This window comes from Streptomyces albiaxialis (genome assembly GCF_039530985.1).
GTDB classification, from domain to species: Bacteria; Actinomycetota; Actinomycetes; order Streptomycetales; family Streptomycetaceae; genus Streptomyces; species Streptomyces albiaxialis.
This window is the reverse complement of record NZ_BAAAPE010000007.1, coordinates 225,408-249,836: the sequence shown is the minus strand read 5'-3', so window position 1 is coordinate 249,836 and position 24,429 is coordinate 225,408. Positions and strand designations below refer to the sequence as shown.

Annotated in this window: 21 protein-coding genes and 1 riboswitch; of the genes, 13 read left to right on the top strand and 8 right to left on the bottom strand. The window is 71.5% G+C overall.

What is annotated here, in order from left to right; all coding sequences use genetic code 11:
• Nucleotides 1-5: 5 nt before the first annotated feature.
• Complete coding sequence (gene aroA, locus ABD343_RS12075) at nucleotides 6-1,397, bottom strand: 3-phosphoshikimate 1-carboxyvinyltransferase (RefSeq protein ID WP_344527075.1); 1,392 nt, start codon at nucleotides 1,395-1,397, stop codon at nucleotides 6-8.
• 133 nt (nucleotides 1,398-1,530) lie between these two features.
• Nucleotides 1,531-2,244: a M50 family metallopeptidase gene (locus tag ABD343_RS12070; RefSeq protein WP_344527073.1), complete on the bottom strand. Its 714-nt coding sequence runs from the start codon at nucleotides 2,242-2,244 to the stop codon at nucleotides 1,531-1,533.
• A 75-nt stretch (nucleotides 2,245-2,319) separates the two neighbouring features.
• Between ABD343_RS12070 and ABD343_RS12065 the strand changes: the two genes are divergently transcribed.
• The 8 genes from ABD343_RS12065 to def all read left to right on the top strand — a co-directional run bounded on the left by ABD343_RS12065 (nucleotide 2,320) and on the right by def (nucleotide 9,891).
• Nucleotides 2,320-3,144: an SOS response-associated peptidase gene (locus ABD343_RS12065; RefSeq protein ID WP_344527071.1), complete on the top strand. Its 825-nt coding sequence runs from the start codon at nucleotides 2,320-2,322 to the stop codon at nucleotides 3,142-3,144.
• Nucleotides 3,145-3,169: 25 nt separating this feature from the next.
• The gene (locus tag ABD343_RS12060; RefSeq protein WP_344527069.1) at nucleotides 3,170-3,805 is read left to right on the top strand and encodes an alpha/beta hydrolase family protein; all 636 of its coding nucleotides are present in this window, start codon (nucleotides 3,170-3,172) and stop codon (nucleotides 3,803-3,805) included.
• A gap of 248 nt (nucleotides 3,806-4,053) precedes the next feature.
• Entirely contained in the window at nucleotides 4,054-4,743 is a 690-nt protein-coding gene (locus tag ABD343_RS12055) for a sigma-70 family RNA polymerase sigma factor (protein WP_425578188.1), read from the top strand.
• Nucleotides 4,740-5,186 carry a mycothiol system anti-sigma-R factor gene (gene rsrA / locus ABD343_RS12050; RefSeq protein ID WP_344527065.1) on the top strand — a complete coding sequence of 149 codons (447 nt, stop codon included), beginning with the start codon at nucleotides 4,740-4,742 and terminating at the stop codon, nucleotides 5,184-5,186. Before ABD343_RS12055 ends, rsrA begins: the two co-directional genes overlap by 4 nt.
• Nucleotides 5,187-5,368: 182 nt before the next feature.
• Complete coding sequence (locus tag ABD343_RS12045; protein WP_344527063.1) at nucleotides 5,369-6,760, top strand: HD-GYP domain-containing protein; 1,392 nt, start codon at nucleotides 5,369-5,371, stop codon at nucleotides 6,758-6,760.
• Complete coding sequence (locus ABD343_RS12040) at nucleotides 6,757-8,010, top strand: HD-GYP domain-containing protein (protein WP_344527061.1); 1,254 nt, start codon at nucleotides 6,757-6,759, stop codon at nucleotides 8,008-8,010. Before ABD343_RS12045 ends, ABD343_RS12040 begins: the two co-directional genes overlap by 4 nt.
• A 162-nt stretch (nucleotides 8,011-8,172) precedes the next feature.
• Nucleotides 8,173-9,174, top strand: coding sequence for a tetratricopeptide repeat protein (locus ABD343_RS12035; protein WP_344527059.1), 1,002 nt, complete (start codon nucleotides 8,173-8,175; stop codon nucleotides 9,172-9,174).
• A gap of 75 nt (nucleotides 9,175-9,249) precedes the next feature.
• Nucleotides 9,250-9,891: a peptide deformylase gene (gene def, locus ABD343_RS12030; RefSeq protein ID WP_344528525.1), complete on the top strand. Its 642-nt coding sequence runs from the start codon at nucleotides 9,250-9,252 to the stop codon at nucleotides 9,889-9,891.
• Nucleotides 9,892-9,905: 14 nt separating this feature from the next.
• Here def and ABD343_RS12025 read toward each other — a convergent pair whose 3' ends face one another.
• The 6 genes from ABD343_RS12025 to ABD343_RS12000 all read right to left on the bottom strand — a co-directional run bounded on the left by ABD343_RS12025 (nucleotide 9,906) and on the right by ABD343_RS12000 (nucleotide 17,939).
• Complete coding sequence (locus tag ABD343_RS12025) at nucleotides 9,906-10,943, bottom strand: ribonucleotide-diphosphate reductase subunit beta (protein WP_344527057.1); 1,038 nt, start codon at nucleotides 10,941-10,943, stop codon at nucleotides 9,906-9,908.
• Nucleotides 10,943-13,372 (bottom strand): ribonucleoside-diphosphate reductase subunit alpha, encoded by a 2,430-nt coding sequence (locus ABD343_RS12020; RefSeq protein ID WP_425578159.1) that lies wholly within the window; start codon nucleotides 13,370-13,372, stop codon nucleotides 10,943-10,945. The genes ABD343_RS12025 and ABD343_RS12020 overlap by 1 nt, the downstream gene beginning before the upstream one ends.
• Before the next feature lie 129 nt (nucleotides 13,373-13,501).
• A riboswitch (cobalamin riboswitch) is annotated at nucleotides 13,502-13,636 on the bottom strand.
• Nucleotides 13,637-13,684: 48 nt separating this feature from the next.
• The gene (locus ABD343_RS12015) at nucleotides 13,685-14,206 is read right to left on the bottom strand and encodes a GNAT family N-acetyltransferase (RefSeq protein WP_344527053.1); all 522 of its coding nucleotides are present in this window, start codon (nucleotides 14,204-14,206) and stop codon (nucleotides 13,685-13,687) included.
• Nucleotides 14,207-14,609: 403 nt separating this feature from the next.
• Complete coding sequence (locus ABD343_RS12010; protein WP_344527051.1) at nucleotides 14,610-14,810, bottom strand: CstA-like transporter-associated (seleno)protein; 201 nt, start codon at nucleotides 14,808-14,810, stop codon at nucleotides 14,610-14,612.
• The gene (locus ABD343_RS12005) at nucleotides 14,807-16,957 is read right to left on the bottom strand and encodes a carbon starvation CstA family protein (protein WP_344527050.1); all 2,151 of its coding nucleotides are present in this window, start codon (nucleotides 16,955-16,957) and stop codon (nucleotides 14,807-14,809) included. Before ABD343_RS12005 ends, ABD343_RS12010 begins: the two co-directional genes overlap by 4 nt.
• Nucleotides 16,958-17,114: 157 nt before the next feature.
• Nucleotides 17,115-17,939 carry a GntR family transcriptional regulator gene (locus ABD343_RS12000; RefSeq protein ID WP_344527048.1) on the bottom strand — a complete coding sequence of 275 codons (825 nt, stop codon included), beginning with the start codon at nucleotides 17,937-17,939 and terminating at the stop codon, nucleotides 17,115-17,117.
• Nucleotides 17,940-18,263: 324 nt separating this feature from the next.
• Here ABD343_RS12000 and ABD343_RS11995 point away from each other — a divergent pair, with 324 nt between their 5' ends.
• The 5 genes from ABD343_RS11995 (at nucleotide 18,264) to ABD343_RS11975 (ending at nucleotide 24,277) form a co-directional block, all read left to right on the top strand.
• Nucleotides 18,264-19,535, top strand: a complete 1,272-nt coding sequence (locus tag ABD343_RS11995; RefSeq protein ID WP_344527046.1) for an extracellular solute-binding protein — start codon at nucleotides 18,264-18,266, stop codon at nucleotides 19,533-19,535.
• Between the two features lie 145 nt (nucleotides 19,536-19,680).
• Nucleotides 19,681-20,682 carry a carbohydrate ABC transporter permease gene (locus ABD343_RS11990; protein WP_344527044.1) on the top strand — a complete coding sequence of 334 codons (1,002 nt, stop codon included), beginning with the start codon at nucleotides 19,681-19,683 and terminating at the stop codon, nucleotides 20,680-20,682.
• Nucleotides 20,679-21,509 carry a carbohydrate ABC transporter permease gene (locus tag ABD343_RS11985; RefSeq protein ID WP_344527042.1) on the top strand — a complete coding sequence of 277 codons (831 nt, stop codon included), beginning with the start codon at nucleotides 20,679-20,681 and terminating at the stop codon, nucleotides 21,507-21,509. The genes ABD343_RS11990 and ABD343_RS11985 overlap by 4 nt, the downstream gene beginning before the upstream one ends.
• Before the next feature lie 31 nt (nucleotides 21,510-21,540).
• On the top strand, nucleotides 21,541-23,097 hold the full coding sequence (locus ABD343_RS11980) for a glycoside hydrolase family 3 protein (protein ID WP_344527040.1): 1,557 nt from the start codon (nucleotides 21,541-21,543) through the stop codon (nucleotides 23,095-23,097).
• An 88-nt stretch (nucleotides 23,098-23,185) separates the two neighbouring features.
• Nucleotides 23,186-24,277 (top strand): SIS domain-containing protein, encoded by a 1,092-nt coding sequence (locus ABD343_RS11975; RefSeq protein WP_344527038.1) that lies wholly within the window; start codon nucleotides 23,186-23,188, stop codon nucleotides 24,275-24,277.
• The last annotated feature ends 152 nt before the right edge of the window (nucleotides 24,278-24,429 follow it).

The window sequence follows — 24,429 nt, the reverse complement described above, 5'->3', positions numbered from 1 at the left end:
CCCTCTCAGGCCCTCTCTCCGACGGGTGCGGCCCCCAGCATGCCCTCCCAGAGCCCGGGGAAGTCGGGCAGCGTCTTGCCCGTCGTCGCGATGTTCTCGACCTGGACGCCCTCGACGGCGAGACCGAGCAGGGCCCCGGCCGTGGCGAGCCGGTGGTCGTCGTACGTGTGGAAGACGCCGCCGTGCAGCGGGCGGGGGCGGATGCGCAGGCCGTCCTCGGTCTCGGTGACGTCGCCCCCCAGGCCGTTGATCTCCTTGGCGAGCGCCGCCAGCCGGTCCGTCTCGTGCAGCCGCAGGTGCGCGACGCCGCGCAGCACCGACTCGCCGTCCGCCAGCGCGGCGACGGCGGCGATGCCGGGCGTCAGCTCCCCGACGTCGCCGAGGTCGACGTCGATCCCGTGCACCCGGCCGCCGCCGGTGAACGTGAGGCCGCGCTCGTCCAGCTCGCACGAGCCGCCCATCGCGGAGAAGATCTCGCGCAGCGCGTCGCCCGGCTGCGTGGTGTGCTCCGGCCAGTCCGGGATCGTGACTCGGCCGCCGGTGATCAGCGCGGCGGCGAGGAACGGCTGCGCGTTCGACAGGTCCGGCTCGATCGTGAGGTCCCGGCCGAGGAGGGCGCCGGGGGTGACCCGCCACACGTTCGGCTCGCCGCCGTCCTCCGGCGCGTCCACCTGCGCCCCCGCGGCGCGCAGCATGTCGATCGTCATCCGGATGTGCGGCATCGACGGCAGCGCGCGGCCCGTGTGCCGGACCTCGACGCCCTGGTTGAACCTCGGACCCGACAGCAGCAGCGCGCTGACGAACTGGCTGGAGGACGACGCGTCGATCTCGACCGGGCCGCCCGTGAGCGAACCGCTGCCGTGCACGGTCATCGGGAGGGCGCCCCGCTTGCCGTCGTCGATACGGGCGCCGAGCGTGCGCAGTCCGTCGATCACGCCGTGCAGCGGGCGCTCGTACGACCTCGGGTCGCCGTCGAAGCGGACGGGGCCGTCGGCGAGGGCCGCGACGGGCGGGAGGAAACGCATGACCGTGCCCGCGTTCCCCACGTCCACCGTCGCCGGGCCGTGCAGCGTGGTGGGGATGACGCGCCACGCCTCGCCCGCGACGGCCGCGCCGGGCGCCGTGTCCTCCGGGCGGGGCGCCGAGGTCGTCGACGAGACCGTCTCCTCGATCTGCACGCCCATCGTGCGCAGGCCCTCGGCCATGAGCTGGGTGTCGCGCGAGCGGAGCGGGCGGCGCAGCCAGCCCGGCTCCGAGGAGAGGGCGGCCAGGACGAGGGCGCGATTGGTGACCGACTTCGAGCCGGGGACGGTGACGGTCGCGTCGACCGGGCCCGTCACGGTGGGCGCGGCCCAGAGAGGCGAGGGAGCGGCAGGGTGATCGGTCTGGTCGGTCATGAACCTCACTTTAGTGGGTGGGGGTGACGCCGATTCCCGACCAGACGGGGAGAAATGCTGGTGAAACATGCTCCTGGTAGAGCGCTCCGAGTCCCCGAGCCCCTCGGCCCCGCCCTTCCGGCCCCGCGGGCGCCTACAGCGACAGCAGCCAGCGGCCCCCGGCGAGCAGCGAGGCGAGCGAGACAAGGTGGAAGAGGAGCAGCCAGAGGGCGGCGGGGACCTGGGTGAGCCGGGAGAGCTGGTCGGCGTCCGAGTCCGGGGCGCCGCCCCTGCGCCTCTTGCCCTGCAGCTCGAAGACGGGACGGACCCCGCCCAGCAGCAGGAACCAGACCACGCCGTACGCGAAGGCCGCCTGCACCTCCGGGTCGGTCAGCCAGGAGACGAGCAGGAAGGCGCCGCCCGCGACGAAGACGGTCAGCACCCCGTACGCGTTGCGGATCATCACCAGCATGGCGACCAGCAGCGCGGTGGCGCCCCACAGGAGGGCGGTGATGTGGTTCGCGGCCAGCAGCCAGGCGCCGCCCAGGCCGAGCAGCGAGGGCGCCGTGTATCCGGCGGCGGCGGTGAGGACCATGCCTATCCCGGTCGGCTTGCCGCGCGAGACCGTCAGGCCCGAGGTGTCCGAGTGCAGCCGGATGCCGTCCAGCCGCCGTCCGGAGAGGAGCGCGACGATGCCGTGCCCGCCCTCGTGCGCGATCGTCACCGCGTTCCGCGAGAGCCGCCACACGCCGTGCGGCAGCACGGCCAGCAGGGCGACCACCCCCGTGGCGATCACCAGCCACTGCTCGGGGTCCGGCTGGGTGCCGAAGACCCGGTCCCAGACGTCCGCGATGCTCGTGTTGCCCATCTTCCCCTGGCCCTCCCCGTATTTCCCACTCCAACGGACGGCGGCGCTCACGCGCGCCGTGGCAGTCTTGCATCCATGTGTGGGAGGTATGCAGCGAGCCGGGCGCCCGAGGATCTGGTCGGGCTTTTCGAGATCGAGAAGTGGGACCCGGAGGAGACCCTGGCCGCCGACTGGAACGTGGCGCCGACGAAGCAGGTCTACGCCGTGCTCGACCGGCCCGTGAAGGGGTCCGACGACCCCCGCCCGGTGCGGCAGCTCCGGGTGCTCAAGTGGGGCCTGGTGCCGGGCTGGGCCAAGGGGCCCGAGATGGGCGTGAAGATGATCAACGCCCGCGCGGAGACCGTCCACGAGAAGCCCGCCTACCGCCGCCCCTTCGCCGCCCGTCGCTGCCTGCTGCCCGCCGACGGCTACTACGAGTGGGTCACCGCCACGGGCGAGCTGAAGCTGGAGCAGGAGGGCAAGAAGAAGCGGCCCCGCAAGCAGCCGTACTTCGTGACGCCCGCCGACGGCTCGGTGTTCGCCATGGCCGGGCTGTACGAGTTCTGGCGGGACAAGACGCTGCCGGACGACCATCCGCTCGCCTGGTGGGCGACGTGCACGGTGGTCACGACGGAGGCCGAGACGGCCCCGCTCGCCAACGCCGCGGAGATCGCCGAGGGCGGCCCCGGCTCGCTCGCCGACATCCACCCCCGGATGCCGCTGATGCTCACCCCGGACCGCTGGGACGCCTGGCTGGACCCCTCCCGTACGGACGCGGGCGAGGTGCGCGAGCTGCTGGCGCCGCCGCCCGAGGGGCTGATGCGGGCCTATCCGGTCTCCACGGACGTCAGCAACGTCCGCAACAACGGCCCCGAGCTGCTGAAGGAGCTGTCGGCGCCGGAGGAGGAGACGCTCTTCTGACGCGGCGTGCGGCAGGATGCGGCGCATGAGTGCGACAGCGACAGCGGAGACCGTCGAGACGGACGCGGGCACCGCCCGTATCACCTGGCACGGGGCGGCGGACGCGCACACCGTGCTCGCCCTCGGGCACGGCGCCGGAGGCGGGATCGAGGCCCGCGACCTGCGGGCGCTCGCGCAGGCGCTGCCCGCGCGCGGGGTGACCGTCGCGCTGGTGGAACAGCCCTGGCGGGTCGCGGGCAAGAAGCTGGCCCCGGCCCCGAAGACCCTCGACGAGGGCTGGCGGGGCCTGTGGCCCGCGCTGGAGAAGCCCGGGCTCCCCGTCGTCGCGGGCGGGCGCAGCGCGGGGGCGCGCGTCGCGTGCCGTACGGGCGCAGAGCTGGGCGCCCGCGCCGTGCTCGCGCTCTCCTTCCCGCTGCACCCGCCGGGCAAGCCGGAGAAGTCCCGCGCCGGCGAGCTGACGGGGACGGGGCTGCCGGTGCTGGTGGTGCAGGGCGGACGGGACCCGTTCGGGCGCCCGGAGGAGTTCCCCGCGGGGACGGAGATCGTCGAGGTGCCGTACGGGGACCACGGCTTCGCGGTGCCCAAGAAGGCGGACCTCGGCCAGGACGGGGCGCTGGCCGTGATCACCGATTCCGTGGCCGCGTGGCTGACCCGGGAATGAGACGGGGGGCCGTGTGGTTGCACGGAACGTCGGTACACACGTGTGCAACCGCACAGTCTTCACGAGGAGAGGGAGCCGCCCGTATGGGTTCTGTCGCTTGCCCCGAGCGCCCGCAGGCCGTTGACCTGGACTGGGCCACGCTCGCGCTGGCCGGAGGCTCGAAGATTCGAGCGGCGGGCGAGGCGGATCGTCGTCTATTCTCCGATTCGAGCGAGTCTTCGTACGGGCTCGCCACGACTCTGGAGGAGGTGGGTCCGGTCACCGGGACCGACGGCGGCGGAAGTGCCCAGCACGACGCCCAGACGGCTGAGACCGCGGAGACGACGGAGACCGAGGCGCAGCGCAGCGCGCGCTTCGAGCGCGACGCGCTGACCTTCCTCGACCAGATGTACTCGGCCGCGCTGCGCATGACGCGCAATCCGGCAGACGCCGAGGACCTGGTCCAGGAGACCTACGCGAAGGCGTACGCCTCCTTCCACCAGTTCCGCGAGGGCACCAACCTCAAGGCGTGGCTGTACCGCATCCTCACCAACACGTTCATCAACTCGTACCGGAAGAAGCAGCGCGAGCCCCAGCGCAGCGCCGCCGAGGAGATCGAGGACTGGCAGCTCGCGCGCGCCGAGTCGCACATGTCGACCGGTCTGCGCTCGGCCGAGGCCCAGGCGCTCGACCACCTGCCCGACTCCGATGTCAAGGAAGCGCTGCAGGCGATCCCCGAGGAGTTCCGCATCGCCGTCTATCTGGCGGATGTCGAGGGCTTTGCGTACAAGGAGATCGCGGACATCATGGGGACACCCATCGGCACGGTGATGTCCCGACTGCACCGCGGACGCCGCCAGTTGCGCGACATGCTGGAGGGCTACGCGCGCGATCGCGGGCTCGTCCCGGCGGGTGGGGTTTCGGACGGGTCGCACGACCGGAAAGGCTCGGGCTCATGAGTTGCGGAGAGCCGCACGAGACGGACTGCTCTGAGGTCCTGGACCACCTCTATGAGTACCTGGACCGGGAAATGCCCGACAAGGACTGCGAGAAGTTCCAGGAGCACTTCGACGAATGCTCCCCGTGCTTCGAGAAGTACGGGCTGGAGCAGGAGGTCAAGAAGCTCGTCAAGCGCTGCTGCGGGCACGACGACGTCCCCACGGACCTGCGGGCCAAGGTGATGAGCCGGATCGACGTGATCCGCGCGGGCCAGGCGGGCGAGCCGTCGGCGGAGTCACCCGACCCGGCGGGCACGAAGGCGGCGCAGGGCGCGAAGGGCACGAAGGACGGGAAGACCGCGAAGGGTCCGCAGGGCGCGGCGCAGTCCTCGGAGCCCGCACAGCCCTCGGGGTCCGCCGCGCAGTCCGCACAGTCCTCGCAGCCCGAGGCCTCGGAGGCCTGACGCTCATCACGCCCGACCGCTTACGCGCGAGCGGTTCCGGACGCTGTCACCCCTTCGTGTGAGCCGACAGCGTCCCGTACGGGGGAACGCCTCGTGCGGGCGCCCCCGTGCGCCCTGGCCGCCCTATCCTCCCCATCCTGCGGATCGGCACGAGCCGGCGGGATCTGGGGAGGAGGCTCACCATGCGTGCCAGGAGAGCGGGGCTGCCGCGCGCGGCCCGCGCCACCGTCGTGGGCGCGGCGCTGGCGGGCGCCGTCTGCGTGGCGCCCGCGCTGGAGCGGCCCCGCGGCACCGAGTGGGCCGTGCTGCTGCCCCTCGCCGCGCTCTACGCGTTCTGCGAGTACCTGCCCCGCTGCCCGCTCCTCGGCCACCGGGTGCCGGGCAACGTGGGCGCGTTCTTCCCCGTCCTCCTCACCGCCGTCGTGCTGCTGCCGCCCGAGGCCGCCGCGCTCACCGGGATCCCCGGCGCGCTCGTCGGCCGCGTACGGGAGCGTCACGCGGCGGCCCGGCGGATCTGGCACGCCGGGCAGCTCGCCCTCGCCGCGTACGCCGCCGGGTGGACGCACGTCCTGCTCGGCAGGGGCACGGCCGAGGCCGACTTCCCGTACGCGCTGGTCCCGGCGCTCGCCGCCGCGCTGACCCTGGGCGCCGTGCGCACCGCGCTCGACGGCTGGATCCTCGTCGTCGCCGAGGGCTGCGCGCCGCGCACCGCCTGGCGCGGCCAGTTCGCCCGCGCCGCCGGGCCACATCTGGCGCACGGGCTGGCCGGACTGATGATGGCCGTGCTGTGGCGCAGCCCGTACGGGCCCGTGGCGGCGCTGTTCGTGCTGCTGCCGATGTACATCTGCTGCTGGGTGTTCGCCCAGTACCACCGCGAGCGCGGCGCGCACCAGGCCACGATCCGCGCGCTCGTGCAGGCCGTCGACATCAAGGACCGCTACACGCGCGGCCACAGCGAGCGCGTCGGCCGCGCCTCCGTGCTCATCGCCCGTGAACTCGGCATGGACGACTCCAGGACCGAGGTGCTCCGCTTCGCGGGGATCCTGCACGACGTCGGCAAACTCGGCGTCCCCACCCGGCTGTTGCGCAAGGACGGACCCCTCACCCCCGAGGAGCGCCGCGTGATCGAGCTGCATCCCGAGTACGGGCACGAGATGGTGCGCGGCATCGGCTTCCTGGGCGAGGCCCGTTCGGCGATCCTCCACCACCACGAGCGGATGGACGGCAGCGGCTATCCGTACGGCCTGTCCGGCGGCGAGATCCCCGAGTTCGCGCGCCTGGTCGCCGTGGCCGACGCCTTCGACGCGATGACCTCCACCCGCAGCTACCGCAGGGCACGCCCGGTGAGCGTGGCCCTGGAGGAGCTGGAGCGGTGCTCCGGCACGCAGTTCGACCCCGTGATGGTCCGTGCCCTGGCCCGCGCGCTGGGCCGTACGGGCTGGCACGCCGCCGTCACCGCGGACCTCCCGGCGGGCCGGGACGGGAGCGGGCGGGACGCGAGCGGAAACGTGCATGCGGACGTCGCGGGAGTGACGGCGGACGCCGCCCGCGCCGCCCAGGAGCCCGTCCGGTGAGGCGTCTCGTCGCGCTGCTCCACCTGGCCGCCGCCGCGCTCAGCGCCGCCGGGCTCTGCGCCACCCTGTGGCGGGGCCCGGCCGAGCCCGGCAACGCGCTCGCCTTCGGACTCGTCATCGCCGTCGGCGAGTTCGCGCGGGTCCGCTTCCCCGACACCGACGGCGGCACCCGCACCGTGGGCCCCCTCGGCATCGCCGGGGCCCTCGGCTACGCGCTGCTGGGCGAGGTGGGGGGCGAGCCCACCACGCACGGTGTCCTCCAGGTCGTCGCTGTCGCGGTCGTCGGCTCGCTGTGCGGCCTCGCGCCGCACGTCGCGCGCGGCACCGCGCCGCCCCTCGACGACAGTGTGCGGGGCGTGCTCGGGGTCGGCTTCGCCGCCGCCTGCTTCCAACCGCTCTACAACAGCGGCACGTTGGGCGAGGCCATGGGCCGGGGTCCCGGATACGCGCTCTGCCTGCTCGCCATCACCCTGCTGACGGGGGTGTGCGACGCGCTGCTGACCGCCCTGCTCGCGGCGGGGCGCACCGGCTGGCCCTTCGGGCCGCTGCTGCGCGACGAGTTGGCGGGGCGCCTCGGCATCGTTCCGGCCATCGCGGCGACGGGCGCCGTGATCGCGCTCGCCGTCGCCGTCGCGGGGCTGTGGGCGCTGCCGGTCTTCTGCGTGCCCCTGCTCCTCACCCAGTTCTCCTTCCGCCGTTACGCCTCCGTACGGGCGACCTACCGGCAGACCATCGCCTCCCTCGCGCGGGCGACGGAGGTCGCCGGATACACCCCGCACGGCCACGCCCGCCGCGTGGCCGTCCTCAGCCGCGCCGTAGGCCGTGAGCTGGGGCTGCGCGAGCCCGAACTCACCGTCCTGGAGTACGCGGCCCTGATGCACGACATCGGCCAGCTCTCCCTCGTCGACCCCGTGCGCGGCGGGGCCACCGAGCCCCTGGTACCCGAGGAGCGGCGCCGTATCGCGCTGCTGGGCGGCGCCGTCGTACGGCAGACGGGCGTGGCCCCCGAGGTCGCCCTGGTGGTCGAACGGCAGGCGGATCCGTACCGGGACCAGCCCGTCACGGCGCGTGTCATCCGCGCGGTGAACGCCTACGAGGACCTCCGCGCGGGCAGGGATGACGCGGGCGAACGGCCCGGCGCGCGCACGGCGTACGCGCTGGAGCGCTTGCGCACGGCCACGGGGCGTGACTACGAACCACGGGTGGTGGAAGCGCTGGCGCGCGTGGTGACGCGGGGCCGGGAAGCCTGACGCACGGGTAATGAGCGGGCACCCGAGCGGGCATGGTTGGATGCGAAGAGGGGAACCGCGGAAAACGCGTAACACCGCGCGAAGGCACGCAGGCTACGCAGGCGCACCTAGAGCGCGGGAGCGCGACGACAGGCGGGAAGTCAGGCGGAAACGGCGGAATCAGTGAGGATCTTCGGCAAGGTGCGGCACCGTCCCTCCGCTTCTTGGCGGCAGGCGACGGACCGCGCGTTCACGCTTATCGGCGACGGGCGGTACGAGGACGCCGGAGCCCTGCTCACCCGTGCCGCCGATCTGGAGCCGTGGCTCTCGGAGTCCTGGTTCAACCTCGCGCTGCTCCACAAGTTCCGGCACGACTGGGAGCAGGCGCGCGCGGCGGGCCTGCGCGCCGTCGCGCTGCTCGACCGGGAGACGGGGGCGCCCGACTGGTGGAACGTGGGCATCGCGGCCACGGCCCTCCAGGACTGGCCGCTGGCCCGCCGCGCCTGGCAGGCGTACGGGCTGCACGTGCCCGGACAGGCCCAGACCGCCGCGGCGGCGGGGGAGCCCGCGGGGATGCAGCTCGGCAGCGCCGCCGTCCGGCTCTCCCCGGAGGGCGAGGCCGAGGTCGTCTGGGGCCGTCGGATCGACCCGGCGCGGATGGAGGTCCAGAGCATCCCGCTGCCGTCCTCCGGGCGCCGCTGGGGCGAGGTCGTGCTGCACGACGGCGTCCCGCACGGGGAGCGGACCACGGCCGCAGGGCCCTCGTACCCCGTCTTCGACGAGATCGAGCTGTGGGCCCCCTCGCCCGTCCCCACCTGGGTGGTGCTGCTGGAGGCGGCCACGGAGAGCGACAGGGACGCGCTGGAGCGGCTCGCGGCCGACGCCGGGTTCGCCGCCGAGGACTGGTCGTCCTCCGTCCGGCTGCTGTGCCGGGCCTGCTCGGAGAGCGCGATGCCGGCCGACGAGGGCGAGGGCGGCGTCCACATGGACCCGCACGACCACAGCTCGCCCGGCCAGCCCGGACCGCTGGGCCATATGGCGCCGGGCGGCCCCGGGGAGCTGTGGGTGCCCGAGCGGGAGTGCGGGCTCGCGGCGCCCGCGGGCCTGGTCAGGGGCCTGCTGGACGGCTGGGTCGCGGACAGCCCGGACACCCGTGAGTGGCGGGATCTGGAGGAGGTCTGCTGAGGCCCCTCGCGTGGCCCCGTACCCTGTAGGCCGAAGAGTCGGCTTGTGGGAATTGCAGGGAAGGCGTACGAGGGCATGGCGCAGCAGCAGGGAACCGGTTCCGGGGCCGGGCCGGTGGACGGCGAGTTCATCGACGACGTGACGGACGCCGCCGCCCGCGAGGAGGCGTACCGCGCGCGGGGCACGGCCCGTCCCATCACGGTCGTCGGCAATCCCGTGCTGCACCGCGAGTGCAAGGACGTCACGTCGTTCGACGACGAGCTGGCCACGCTGGTCGACGACATGTTCGCCAGCCAGCGCGCCGCCGAGGGCGTCGGCCTCGCGGCGAACCAGATCGGCGTCGACCTGAAGGTCTTCGTCTACGACTGCATGGACGACGAGGGCGTCCGGCACGTCGGCGTCGTCTGCAACCCGGTGCTCGACCAACTCGCCGCCGAGGAGCGGGTGCTGGACGACGGGAACGAGGGCTGCCTCTCCGTGCCGGGCGCCTACGCCCCGCTGGCCCGCCCCGACTACGCGGTGGTGCGCGGCCAGGACGCCCAGGGCAAGCCGGTCGTCGTGCGGGGCACCGGCTATTTCGCGCGGTGCCTCCAGCACGAGACCGACCACCTGTACGGGTACCTCTACATCGACCGGCTCTCCAAGCGCGAGCGCAAGGACGTGCTGCGCCAGATGGAGGAGAACGAGCCGAGGTACGAGGTCGTGCCGAACGACTGAGGCGCCCCGGTGCCTCAGAAGTCGTCGTCGAAGCTGACCGAGCCCTCGACCGCCACCTGGTACGCGGAGGGGCGGCGCTCGAAGAAGTTGGTCAGCTCCTGGACGTTCTGCAGCTCCATGAACGAGAACGGGTTCGTGGAGCCGTAGCGGACGGGGAAGCCGAGGCGGGCCAGCCGCTGGTCCGCCACCGCCTCCAGGTACTGCCGCATGGAGTCCGTGTTCATGCCCGGCAGCCCGTCCCCGCACAGGTCGCGCGCGAACTGGAGTTCCGCCTCGACGGCCTCCTCCAGCATCGCCGTGACCTGCTTCTCCAGCTCCCCGTCGAAGAGTTCCGGCTCCTCCTGGCGCACCGTGTCCACCACGTCGAAGGCGAAGGACATGTGCATGGACTCGTCGCGGAACACCCAGTTGGTGCCGGTCGCGAGGCCGTGCAGGAGGCCGCGCGAACGGAACCAGTAGACGTACGCGAACGCGCCGTAGAAGAACAGCCCCTCGATGCACGCCGCGAAGCAGATCAGGTTCAGCAGGAAGCGGCGCCGGTCGGCCCGCGACTCCAGCCGGTCGATCTCCTCGACCGAGTCCATCCACGTGAAGCAGAACTGGGCCTTCTCGCGGATGGAGGGGATGTTCTCGACGGCCGCGAACGCCTCGACGCGGTCGTCGTGGTCGGGCAGATAGGTGTCCAGCAGCGTCAGATAGAACTGGACGTGCACGGCCTCCTCGAAGAGCTGCCGCGACAGGTACAGCCGCGCCTCGGGGGAGTTGATGTGCTTGTAGAGCGTGAGCACCAGGTTGTTCGCCACGATCGAGTCGCCCGTGGCGAAGAAGGCCACCAGCCGGCTGATCATGTGCTGCTCGCCGGGCGTGAGCTTGGCGAGGTCCGCGACGTCGGAGTGGAGATCGACCTCCTCGACGGTCCAGGTGTTCTTGATCGCGTCCCGGTAGCGGTCGTAGAAGTGCGGGTAGCGCATGGGGCGCAGGGTCAGCTCGAATCCCGGGTCGAGCAGGTTCTTGTTCTCGGTCGGCTTCTCGGCCGGCTTCTCGTTCGGCATTACTGGCAGGCCTCGCAGGACTCGGGGTTTTCCAGGGAACAGGCGACAGCCTCGTCGCTCGCCGCCTGCTGGGGGAGGGTGGACTTCGCCGCCTGGGCGATGCGCGTGGCGGGGCGCGAGCGCAGGTAGTACGTGGTCTTGATGCCGCGCTTCCAGGCGTACGCGTACATCGAGCTGAGCTTCCCGATGGTGGGGGAGGCCAGGAACAGGTTCAGCGACTGGCTCTGGTCGAGGTACGGGGTGCGGTCCGCGGCCATGTCGATCAGGGCGCGCTGCGGGACCTCCCAGGCCGTGCGGTACAGCTCCCGGACATCGGCGGGCACCCAGTCCAGGTCCTGGACCGAGCCGTTGGACTCGCGCAGCGCCTCGCGGGCCCGGTCGTCCCACAGGCCGTGCCGCTTCAGCTCCTCCACCAGATAGGTGTTGACCTGGAGGAACTCGCCGCTGAGCGTCTCGCGCTTGAAGAGGTTGGAGACCTGCGGCTCGACGCACTCGTAGACCCCCGCGATCGAGGCGATGGTCGCGGTCGGCGCGATGGCGAGCAGCAGCGCGTTGCGCATGCCCGTGCGCGCGACACGGGCGCGCAGCGCCTCCCAGCGGTCCGCCCAGGCGGGCTCGGTGTCCGGGTAGTGGTCGGGGTGGAGCACGCCGCGTGCCGTACGGGTCGCGGACCAGGCCGGGAGCGGGCCGTTCCGCTCGGCCAGGTCGGCGGACGCCTCGTACGCCGCCAGCATGATCCGTTCGGCGATACGGGTGGAGAGCGCGCGGGCCTCCGCCGAGTCGAAGGGCAGGCCCAGCCGGAAGAAGACGTCCTGGAGGCCCATCACGCCCAGACCGACAGGCCGCCAGCGGGAGTTGGAGCCCTCGGCCTGCGGGGTCGGGTAGTAGTTGATGTCCACCACGCGGTCGAGGAACGTCACGGCAGTACGGACGGTCGCGTCGAGGCGCTCCCAGTCCATCCCGCCGCCCTCGACCAGGTGGGCGGCGAGGTTGACCGATCCCAGGTTGCACACGGCGGTCTCGCCGTCGTCGGTGACCTCCAGGATCTCCGTGCACAGGTTCGAGGAGTGCACCGTGCGGCCCGGCTCCGCCGTCTGGTTGGCGGTGCGGTTCGAGGTGTCCTTGAACGTCATCCAGCCGTTGCCGGTCTGCGCGAGGGTGCGCATCATCGCGCCGTAGAGCTGCCGCGCGGGCACGGTCTTCAGCGCGCGCCCCTCGGCCTCGGCCTTCCGGTACGCGGCGTCGAACTCCTCGCCCCACAGGTCGACCAGCTCGGGCACGTCCACGGGCGAGAAGAGCGACCAGTCGGCGTCGGCCTCGACGCGGCGCATGAACTCGTCGGGGATCCAGTGCGCCAGGTTCAGATTGTGGGTGCGGCGGGCGTCCTCGCCGGTGTTGTCGCGCAGCTCCAGGAACTCCTCGATGTCCGCGTGCCACGTCTCCAGATAGACGGCGGCGGCGCCCTTGCGCCGCCCGCCCTGGTTCACGGCGGCGACCGAGGCGTCGAGGGTCTTGAGGAACGGCACGATGCCGTTCGAGTGGCCGTTCGTCCCCCGGATCAGCGAGCCCCGCGCGCGGATCCGCGAGTACGAGAGCCCGATGCCGCCCGCGTGCTTCGAGAGGCGGGCGACCTGGTGGTAGCGCTCGTAGATCGAGTCCAGCTCGTCGCGCGGGGAGTCGAGCAGATAGCAGGACGACATCTGGGGGTGGCGGGTGCCGGAGTTGAAGAGGGTGGGGGAGGAGGGCAGGTAGGAGAGCGAACTGGTGAGCCCGTACAGCGCGGCGACCTCGTCCACGACCTCGTCGGCGGGACGCCCGCTGTCGCCGTCGGCCAGGCCGCAGGCCACCCGGAGCAGGAAGTGCTGGGGCGTCTCGATCACCTGACGGGTCGTGGGGTGCCGGAGCAGATAGCGGGAGTGGACGGTGCGCAGCCCGAAGTAGCCGAAGCGGTCGTCGGCGCCGTCGCCGAGGGCCTCCTCGACGAGCGCGTCGAGCCGCGCGGCGTGCGTACGGACGAACGCGGCGGTGCCGTCGGCGATCAGCCCCTGCGCGTGGCCGACGGCGACGGAGGCGGAGAACGAGGTGGCGCCCTGCGAGGCGGCCTCCTCGCGGATCGCGAGGGTGAGCAGGCGGGCCGCGAGCCGGGAGTGCTCGGGCTCCTCGCCGATGAGCCCGGCCGCCGCCTCGGTGGCGAGCGCCCGCAGCTCGGCCTCGGACGACTCCCGCCGGCGCCCCCGCAGGGCCGCGGCGGCGATCTTCCCGGGCGCGACGGCGGTGAGGTCGGCGCTGAGCTCGGTGAGGGTGCGCAGGAGCGCGGCGGCGGGGGCGTCCTCCGTGCCGGGCGCCGCGGGTCCGGGTGGCTCCGTCGTCGTCACCGTCGGAACTGACGTCGCCTGCGGCACTGACGGAGCTGATGGTGCGATGGTCACTGCTCTGCTCTCCCTCGCTCAGGGCCGAGGGCGGGCGCGGGACGCCGGCGCGCGGGCATGCCGAACAGCGCCCTCACGGGCATGGCTCACCACGGCGCCGTCCCCCGGTCCACTCCACGAGACCCGGACGTTCGTCGATGCCGCCCGGCAGGCATTCGGGCTCGCGCCGTACGGGCAGCACGGCACACACCGCTGCGGGACAGCTCCGGAGTCACACCGGATTCCCCTGCGGCGAACGGCTCGGTCGAGCATACATGTTGGGGTGCGTGGTGGAGGTGCCCCTAGATGTTGTGTCGAGGGTCAAGAGATGGTTTACAGTGCGGGGGCGTCCCGCAGGGTCAGCGTGAACGCCTGGAGCGTGAGGTCGGAGCCCTCGACGGGGTTCCAGTCGCGGGAGGGGGCGCGGCGGAAACCGAAGCGCTCGTAGAGGCGGTGGGCGGCGCGCATGTGGGGCTGGCTGCATATGACGATGCCGGTCTTCGCGCGCAGCCTCGTGCGGTCTATGCAGGTCTGCACGAGGGCCTCGCCGATTCCGCGGCCGCGTGCCGCGCCGTCGACGGCGAGCATCCGGAACTCGGCCTCGGTCTCGCCGGCCAGCTCCGCGTACGGGCCGCCGTCGCCTACGTACGTGACGGTGCCGAGCACCTTGCCGTTCGGGGCGGTGGCCACGAGGAGTTCGGCCTGTGCGGCGCGGGTCGCAGCGTCGCGCAACGTCTCCAGATAACCGTCCGACTCCCCGAACTCCAGGAGCCCGTCCCCGACATACACCTTGCCGGTCAGCTCGCCGACCGCCCCGTACTCGTCCGCGTGCGCGTCCCTCACCAAGAAGTCCATCCCCCCATGATGTCGCCCCTGACTGACAGAGAGCACGACAATTCCGGGCCCCGAGCCAAGACTTCTGGGCTTGCCCCATGAGGGGCGCGAGGAACTGCGCGCCCAGCCACGGCGCTGCGGCAGCCCGCGAAGCACAGCCCGGGGCACCCCGAACCCGGCCCTGTGCGCGGGGCACCCGGCGCAGGGGGCTGCGCTTGCCAACCCTGCTCCCCCAAGCTCTTCGAGCAGGGGGCACCCCCAGTGGCAGACTTCCCAAGCGCAGTGGGGTGGAGGGCGAAGCAGGAGTGCCCCGCCAGGGGCGCGGGGAACTGCGCGGCCAGCCACGGCGCAGCCGCAGCCTGCAATGCACGGCACGGGGCAGCCCGTGCTCAGCCCTCAGTGCCGGGCACCCGGCGAAGTGGCTTCAGCAGCAGCGGAAGCCCTCGCGGGGGTCGCCCTCGCGGGCGTCGGCGCGAGTGCGCTCGAACTCGCGCCGGCTCGGCACAGGCGCCGACGGCCCCTCGTGCTGCCGGACGTGCGCCACGTACCGCTCGTACGCGCTCTCGTCCGTGAACTCGCGGACGTACCAGCGGACCCAGCGCCCCGCCCTGCGCAGGGCACTCATCGGGAGCCCTCTTCCGAGGCCGCCGGGCCCGCCGCGGCGAGTTCCGCCTTCTCCTCCTTCGTGGGGATCAGCCCCGCGGGGGCGACGATCGTGGATTCCGTGTGCGGAACCTCCGTCAGGGTCGCCGTCTCCGGCTTGCGGATGGCCCGCACGCACGTGCGCCCGGCGTCCAGCAGCACCACGATCACCAGCACCGCGAAGAGCGCCGAGAGCACGCCGTCCACCGTGGAGTTGGTGACGACGGTGTGCATGTCGTCCATGTCCTTCGCCGGGGGGAGAACCTTGCCCGCGTCGATGGCTTCCTGGTAGACGGAGCGCTGCTCGAAGAAGCCGACCTTCGGGTCGCTGGAGAAGACCTTCTGCCAGCTCGCGGTGAGCGTGACGACCGCGTCCCAGGCGAGCGGAACGGCCGTGACCCAGGCCCACTTGAGGCGGCCGGACTTGACGAGCAGCGTGGTGCAGACGGCGAGGGCGACGGCGGCGAGGAGCTGGTTGGCGATGCCGAAGAGCGGGAAGAGCTGGTTGATCCCGCCGAGCGGCTCGTGGACGCCGACCCACAGGAAGTAGCCCCACAGGGCGACGATGACGGCGCTGGAGGCCAGCAGCCCGGGCCACCAGCTCACGCGGCGGAACGGCTTGTAGACGTTGCCCAGCATGTCCTGGAGCATGAAGCGGCCCACGCGCGTACCCGCGTCGAGCGCCGTCAGGATGAACAGCGCCTCGAACATGATCGCGAAGTGGTACCAGAACGCCTTCATGCTCGCGCCGCCGATCACCTTCGAGAAGATCTCGGAGACGCCGATCGCGAGCGTGGGCGCGCCGCCCGTGCGGGAGAGCAGCGAGTGCTCCTCGACGGCCTTGGCCGCGGCGGCCAACTGGTCGGGGGAGATGGTGTATCCGAGGCCCTTCACGGCCTCGCTCGCGGCCTGGACGTTGTCGCCGATCACGCCCGCCGGGGCGTTCATCGCGAAGTAGAGGCCCGGGTCGATGATGCTGGCCGCGACCATCGCCATGATCGCGACGAAGGACTCCATCAGCATGGAGCCGTAGCCGATCATGCGGACCTGGGTCTCCTTCTGCATCATCTTCGGGGTGGTGCCCGAGGAGATGAGGGCGTGGAAGCCGGAGAGCGCGCCGCAGGCGATGGTGATGAAGACGAACGGGAAGAGCGACCCGGCGAAGACCGGCCCGTCGCCCTGTCCGGCGAAGTCGGTGATGCCCTCCATCTTCATGGTCGGCAGGGTGACGATCACGCCGAGCGCGAGCAGCCCGATGGTGCCGATCTTCATGAAGGTGGAGAGGTAGTCGCGCGGGGCGAGCAGCATCCACACGGGCAGGATCGAGGCGATGAAGCTGTAGACCAGGATCCAGATGACGAGGGTGCTCGGCGCGAGCGTGAAGGTCTCGGCCCAGGAGGACTCGGCCACCCAGCGCCCGGCGACCAGCGCGAACAGCAGCAGCGCGATGCCGATCACGGAGACCTCGGTGACCCGGCCGGGGCGCAGCACGCGCAGGTAGAAGCCCATGAACAGGGCGATGGGGATCGTCATCCCGATGGAGAAGGTGCCCCAGGGCGACTCGGCCAGCGCGTTGACGACGACCAGCGCCAGCACCGCCAGCAGGATGATCATGATCGCGAGGACGGCCAGCAGCGCGGCGGCGCCGCCCACCGGGCCGATCTCCTCGCGGGCCATCTGGCCCAGCGACTTGCCGTCGCGCCGCATGGAGAAGAAGAGCGTGACCATGTCCTGGACGGCGCCCGCGAAGATCACGCCGACGATGATCCAGATGGTGCCCGGCAGATAGCCCATCTGGGCGGCCAGCACGGGCCCGACGAGCGGTCCGGCGCCCGCGATGGCGGCGAAGTGGTGGCCGAGCAGCACGCGCCGGTCGGTGGGATGGAAGTCGATCCCGTTGTCGAGCCGTTCGGCCGGGGTGGCGCGGGTCTTGTCGACCTTCAGGACGCGGGTCGCGATGAAGCGCGCGTAGAAGCGGTACCCGATGGCGTACGAGCCGAGCGCCGCGGCGACCATCCAGGCGGCCGACACCTCCTCGCCGCGCGCCAGCGCGAGTACGGCCCATCCCGCCGCGCCGACAAGGGCGACCGCGGTCCAGATGGCGATGGATTTCGGGCTGGCATTGCGCACGCGCGAGTCCTCCTCGTCCCCCAGCGTTCACTGTGGACACAGTGAACATTGCACGACGCAAGGACCGTAGAACAGCGCGTTCCTCCGCGCCACACCGTGGTCAACGGCAGTTAGGACACGGAGCGATAACGCCGCCCCGGGGGAGGGCCGGCGCCCGTCAGTCCTGCTCGGGCGCGGGGCGCTGGAGATTGGCCACGAACTTGTAGCGGTCGCCGCGGTAGACCGAACGGACCCACTCGACCGGCTCGCCGTGCGTGTCGCGCGAGTGGCGGGAGAGCATCAGCATCGGCAGCCCGACGTCGGTGCCGAGCAGCCCGGCCTCGCGCGGGGTGGCGAGCGAGGTCTCGATGGTCTCCTCGGCCTGGGCCAGATGGACGTCGTAGACCTCGGCCAGCGCGGTGTAGAGCGAGGTGTACTTGACCAGGCTGCGGCGCAGCGCGGGGAACCGCTTCTGGGAGAGGTGGGTGGTCTCTATGGCCATGGGCTCGCCGCTGGCCAGCCGGAGGCGCTCGATGCGCAGCACGCGCCCGCCCGCCGGGATGTCGAGCAGTCCCGCGAGCCGGTCGTCGGCCGTGACGTACCCGATGTCCAGGAGCTGCGAGGTGGGTTCGAGGCCCTGGGCCCTCATGTCCTCGGTGTACGAGGTGAGTTGGAGGGCCTGGGAGACCTTGGGCTTGGCGACGAAGGTGCCCTTGCCCTGGATGCGCTCCAGCCGCCCCTCGACGACGAGTTCCTGGAGGGCCTGGCGGACGGTCGTACGGGAGGTGTCGAACTCGCTGGCGAGGGTGCGCTCCGGGGGGACGGGGGTGCCCGGGGGGAGCGTCTCCGTCATCTCCAGCAAGTGCCGCTTCAGCCGGTAGTACTTGGGCACGCGTGCGGTGCGGGCGCCCGACCCGTTGCCGCCCGAGGGGCGGCTCCCGTCCGGTTCCGCCGCCGAGGCTGACGTCGCCGCTGGCGCGACCGCGCCCCCGTCCGTACTCATGGCACGCCTTCCCGACTCGTGTCGTGCTGCCGTCACCGGCTTCCTCCGTGTACGTATCGCTCTGTAGGAAGTCTCACCCTGCATACCGAGCGTGAGCGCAGAGGCGATGCGCATGCGCCCGATGATGCGTCAACCCGATGCGGGTCAGCGGCTCACATCGTGGCACGGGCCGGGCCCGGGTGCGCTTCCCAGCTCAGATGTCGTTCCGATAACGGAAGCGACAGCGAGCTTTATACACCGTTGACACCCTTAAAGGTCTAGGCCAAGCTCTGCACACTGGTCTAAACCATTAAAGACCACTTCCAGTGTGCAGGGGAGGATGCTGTGAAACGTGGACTCATAGCCGCGGCTGGTGTCGCGGTACTGGTGGTGAACGTCGCGGCCTGTGGGTCCGACGACAAGGACAAGGGTTCGGGCCCCGACGACTGGAAGGGCCAGACTCTCACCCTGTGGGCGATGGACGGGTCCACTCCCAAGAAATGGGAGAAGGACATCAAGAAGGCCTTCGAAAAGAAGACGGGGGCCAAGCTCAAGCTCGAAGTCCAGCAGTGGAACGGCATCCAGCAGAAGATCACCACTGCCCTCTCCGAGTCCGACCCGCCGGACATCATCGAGGTCGGCAACACCCAGACCCCCGCCTACGCGAAGACCGGCGGCCTCGCCGACCTGAGCGACCTCAAGAAGACGGTGGGCAAGGACTGGACGCCCTCCATCAACAAGTCCGCGGTCTTCGACGGCAAGCAGTACGCCGCGCCGTGGTTCGCCGTCAACCGCACGGTCATCTACAACAAGAAGATCTGGGCCGAGGCCGGCATCAAGGGCACGCCCAAGACGCGTGACGAGTTCTTCGAGGCGCTCGACAAGATCGAGAAGAAGACCGACGCCGAGCCGATCTACATGCCGGGCCAGAACTGGTACTTCTTCGACGGCCTGCTCATCGCCAACGACGCGCAGCTCGTGAAGAAGAAGGGCGGCAAGTGGGTCTCCAACCTCTCCGACCCGAAGGTCGGCGAGGCCATGGCGACGTACAAGAAGTACGCCTCCTACTCCAAGGCCCCCAAGGACAAGGACGAGGCCACCCCGCAGCAGGCCGAGGTCTTCGCCAAGGGCAAGACCGGTGCGTTCATCGGTCTGAGCTGGGAGGCGGCGACGGCCATCGACGCCAACAAGAAGATCGAGAAGGACATCGGCTACTTCACCATTCCGGGTGAGTCGGCCGGCAAGCCCGAGGGTGTCTTCCTCGGCGGCTCCAACCTCGCCGTCGCCGCGGGCAGCGAGAAGCAGGAGCTGGCCAAGGAGTTCCTGAAGCTCGCGATGTCCGACAAGTTCGAGGGCGCCATGGCCAAGGAGGGCGGCGTCATCCCGAACAAGGACTCGCTCCAGTCCAACCTCAAGGGCAACCCGGCCGCCGAGGCCGCGGCGCCCGCGGTCGAGGACGGCGGTCTGACCCCGCTCATTCCCGAGTGGGGCGCGGTGGAGAACCCGCCGAACCCGATCAAGACCTATATGACGTCCGTGCTCAGGGGGAAGTCGCACGCCGACGCGGCCAAGGGCGTCGAGGGCGAGATGAACAAGCGGCTCAGCCAGAAGCAGTGACACGGCGCTGAGCGCGTGGCCGACGGCCGGTGGAGGGGCCCCTCGCGGTGCCCCTCCCTGGCTTCCGCGGTCTCGCGGGCCGCCCGCGACCGGGGCGGCGGAGGCAACCGAGGCAACCCTGTTGTGAGTTGGAGCGTAGGTCTGGATGTCTGTGAACACCGGTAAGGCGCCGCCGGAGGACAAGGTGCCGTTCAAGCCGCTGGGGAGCGAGCTCGCGCCCTCCGAGGTACGCCCCGAGCGCGCGCCGCGTGCCGGGCTCCCGTACCTGCTGATGCTGCCCGCTCTCGCGGCCACCGCCGTCTTCCTCGGCTATCCGCTGGTGCAGAACGGCATCCTGTCGTTCCAGAACCTGAACATGACGCAGCTCATCCAGCACGTCACCGAGTGGCACGGGTTCTCGAACTACACCGACACACTCACGAACGAGCAGTTCTGGCGCGTCGTCCTCCGCTCGATGATCTTCACGGCCGTCAACGTCGTCGCCATCATGGTCGGCGGCACCCTGGTCGGGCTGCTGCTCGCCCGCCTCGGCTCCAAGATGCGGCTGCTGCTCTCGATCGGGCTGGTGCTCGCCTGGGCGATGCCGATCATCGCCGCGACCACCGTCTACCAGTGGCTGTTCGCGCAGCGCTTCGGCGTCGTCAACTGGGTGCTGGCCAAGATCGGCTTCGAGGGGATGTCCGACTACAACTGGACCGGCAGCCAGCTCTCGACGTTCTTCGTCATCTCGCTGCTGCTCACCTGGACCTCGATCCCGTTCGTCGCGATCAACCTCTACGCCGCGACGACCACCATCTCGCGCGAGCTGTACGAGGCGGCGGCGCTCGACGGCGCGGGCGCGTGGAAGAGCTTCAAGAACGTGACGTTCCCCTTCCTCAAGCCCTTCCTGCTCGTCGCGACGTTCCTCGAAGTGATCTGGATCTTCAAGGCGTTCCCGCACGTCTTCGCGGTCAACGAGGGCGGCCCCGACCGGCTCACCGAGACCCTGCCCGTCTACGCCTTCGTCGAGGGCGTCGGCAACCAGCACTACGGCGCCGGTGCCGCCATCTCCATGCTCACCATCCTGATCCTGCTCGCGCTGATGTCGTACTACCTGCGCATCGTGCTCAAGCAGGAGGACGCCGACGACGAGGGGGAGACCCGATGAAGAAGTCACTCCCCGGCAGGATCTGGCCGAACGCCACGGCGCTCGTGCTGTTCGCCGGCTTCGTGTTCCCCGTGTACTGGATGTTCAACACGGCGTTCAAGAAGAACGGCGACATCATCAGCGAGGACCCCGTCTGGTTCCCGACCTCGCCGACCTTCGAGCACTTCAAGACCGCGGTGAACGCCGAGCACTTCTGGACGCTCGTACGGAACTCGGTCACCGTCACCGTCGTCGCCGTCGGACTCTCCCTGCTGCTCGCGCTGTTCGCGTCCTTCGCGCTCGCACGGATGCGGTTCAAGGGCCGCAAGGGCGTGATCCTGGTCTTCATGATCGCGCAGATGGCGCCCTGGGAGGTCATGGTCATCGCGATCTACATGATCGTGCGTGACTCGGACATGCTGAACAGCCTGATCCCGCTGACCCTCTTCTACACGGTCATGGTGCTGCCGCTCACGGTGATCACCCTGCGCAACTACGTCGCGGCCGTGCCCAAGGACCTGGAGGAGTCCGCGATGGTCGACGGGTGCACGCGGACACAGGCGTTCGTGAAGGTCATCTTCCCGCTGCTGGCGCCCGGACTGATGGCGACCTCGCTGTTCGGGTTCATCACGGCCTGGAACGAGTTCCCGATGGTGCTCATCCTGAACAAGGACGCGGAGGCCCAGACGCTGCCCCTGTGGCTGTCGAAGTTCCAGACGGCCTTCGGCGACGACTGGGGCGCCACCATGGCGGCGGCCTCGCTCTTCGCCATCCCGATCCTGCTGCTCTTCCTCTACCTGCAGCGCAAGGCGGTCAGTGGCCTCACCTCCGGTGCGGTCAAGGGCTGATCCCGGCTCACCCCGAAGGGACACGCGCCAGATGACCACATCCTCCGTTCGCCGCACCGACACCCTCACCCGCGACGCGCTGGCCGTCCTCCAGCCCGGCTTCACGGGAACGGCGGCGCCCGCCTGGCTGCTGCGGCACCTCGGCGACGGGCTCGCCTCGGTCGGCCTGTTCAGCCGCAACATCGACTCCGCGGAGCAACTGGCGTCGCTCACCGCCCAGTTGCGCGAGGTCAGCCCCGATGTGCTGGTGGCGATCGACGAGGAGGGCGGCGACGTCACCCGGCTGGAGGCGCGTACGGGGTCCTCGTTCCCCGGCAACGCGGCGCTCGGCGCCGTCGACGACACCCGGCTGACCCGGGCCGTCGCCCACGAGCTGGGCCGCCGGCTGGCCGCGGCCGGGGTCAACCTCAACTGGGCGCCCTCGGCCGACGTCAACTCCAACCCGGACAACCCCGTCATCGGCGTGCGCTCCTTCGGCGGCGACCCCGACCTGGTGGCCCGGCACACCGTGGCGTACGTCGACGGGATGCAGTCGGCCGGGGTCGCGGCCTGCGTCAAGCACTTCCCCGGGCACGGCGACACGGCCGTGGACTCGCACCACGCGGTGCCGCGCGTCGACGCCGACCTCGACACCCTCAGGTCGCGCGAGCTGGTGCCGTTCCGGGCGGCCGTCGCCGCGGGCGCCAAGGGCGTGATGAGCGGTCACATCCTGCTGCCCGCGCTCGACCCCACGTACCCGGGCACCGTCAGCCCGGCCGCGCTCTCCGGGCTGCTGCGCGCCCCCGAGAGCGAGGGCGGCCTCGGCCACGACGGGCTGATCGTCACCGACGGCATGGAGATGCGGGCCATCTCCGCCACCTACGGACTGGAGCGCGGCTGCGTGCTGGCCGTCGCCGCCGGGGCCGACGCGATCTGCGTCGGCGGGGGCCTGTCCGGAGAAGACACCGTGCTGCGGCTGCGCGACGCGCTGGTGAGGGCCGTGCGCGACGGCGAGCTGAAGGAGGAGCGGCTCGCCGACGCCGCAGCACGGGTCCGTTCCCTCGCGGAATGGGCACGGGGCGCGGGGGCCGCCAACGCGGCGGTCCCCGCGCTCGCCCCCGACCCCGGCATCGGCATGGAGGCCGCACGGCGCGCGGTGCGCGCCACCGGCCTCGACACGTACAAGCGCCCCGACGGACCCGTGTTCGTCGCGGCCTTCACCCCGCTCGCGAACATCGCGGTCGGCGACGAGACGCCCTGGGGGCCCGCCGCCGAGCTGCGCCGGATGCTGCCCGGCACCGCCACCGCCGTCTACGACGGCGCGGCCCGCGCGGGCGACGGCGCGGAGGGGGCGGCCGGGGGCCGTTACCTGGGCGCCGAGGTGCTGCGGGCGGCCGACGGCCGCCGCGTCGTCGCCGTCGTCCGCGACGCGCACCGGCACCCCTGGATGAGCGCGGCACTGGACACCCTGGTCACGGCGCGCCCGGACACCGTCGTCGTCGAGATGGGCCTGCCCCGGGCCGAGCCCCGGGGCGCGCTGCACATCGTCACGTACGGCGCCGCGCGGGTCTGCGGGCGCGCGGCGGCCGAGATCATCGCCGGGGAATGACCGGGGAATGGACGGAAATGTGCCCCCTCACCGGGGGGAACGTAGGATCGATGACGACACCCCGCCCAGCTCCATGGAGGCACCACGCATGTCCGCCCCGTCGTCCACGACGCACGCTCCCGGCCAGATCATGGCCGGTGAGATGGCCGAGCAGCCCGCCGTGCTGCGGCGCATCCTCGACGAGGGGGCGGCCGGCATCCGCGAGGTCGCCGAGCGGATCGCCGCGAAGAACCCCCGCTTCGTCCTCCTCACGGCACGCGGCACCTCCGACAACGCCGCGCTGTACGCGAAGTACCTGCTGGAGATCCTGCTCGGCAAGCCGTGCGGCCTGACCTCGATGTCGACCACCACGGCGTACGACGCGAAGCCGGACCTCACCGACTGCCTGGTCATCACCATCAGCCAGTCCGGCGGCAGCCCCGACCTGGTGGCCTCCACCAAGGCCGCGCGCGAGGCGGGCGCGATCACACTCGCCGTCACCAACAACGCGGACTCGCCGCTGGCCGAGGTCAGCGAGTTCCACATCGACGTGCTCGCCGGGCCCGAGAAGGCCCTGCCCGCCACCAAGACGTACACCGCGGAACTGCTCGCCCTCTACCTCTTCGTCGAGGGCCTGCGCGGCTGGGGGTCCCCCCGGACGGAGTCTGGGGGAGGGGCCGAGGCCGCCAAGGCGCTCCCCGAGATCGCCGAGTCCGTCCTCGCCCGCAAGGACGAGGTACGGGAGCTGGCCGCGCGCTACCGGTTCGCCGAGCGCATGGTCCTCACCTCGCGCGGTTACGGGTACCCGACCGCGAAGGAGGCCGCGCTCAAGCTCATGGAGACGAGCTACATCCCGGCCCTCTCCTACTCGGGCGCCGACCTGCTGCACGGCCCGCTGGCCATGGTCGACAACATCTCGCCGGTCATCGCCGTCGTCACCGACGGCAAGGGCGGCGAGGCCCTCCAGCCCGTCCTGGACCGGCTCCGCGACCGCGGCGCCGACCTCGTCGTGATCGGCGCCCAGGACCAGGTCGAGCGCGCCTCGGCCGGCTTCGCCCTCCCGACGGACGGACTGGCGGAGGAGCTCCAGCCCATCGTCGAGATCATGCCCCTCCAGATGCTGGCCTACGAGGTCACCATCGCCCGAGGCCAGGACCCGGACGCCCCCCGCTCCCTGGCGAAGGTGACGGAGACCCGCTAGAGGCGGCGGTTTCGGGGGCGCGGGACTGTGTCATCCATGCGGCTCCGCCGCGTGGGCGCGAGCCCGGCGGCAGGCGCCCCCGAAGCACGCCCGAAGGGCGGCTTCAGGGGCGCGGGGAACTGCGCGAGCAACCACAACGCGCCCGCGCCCCG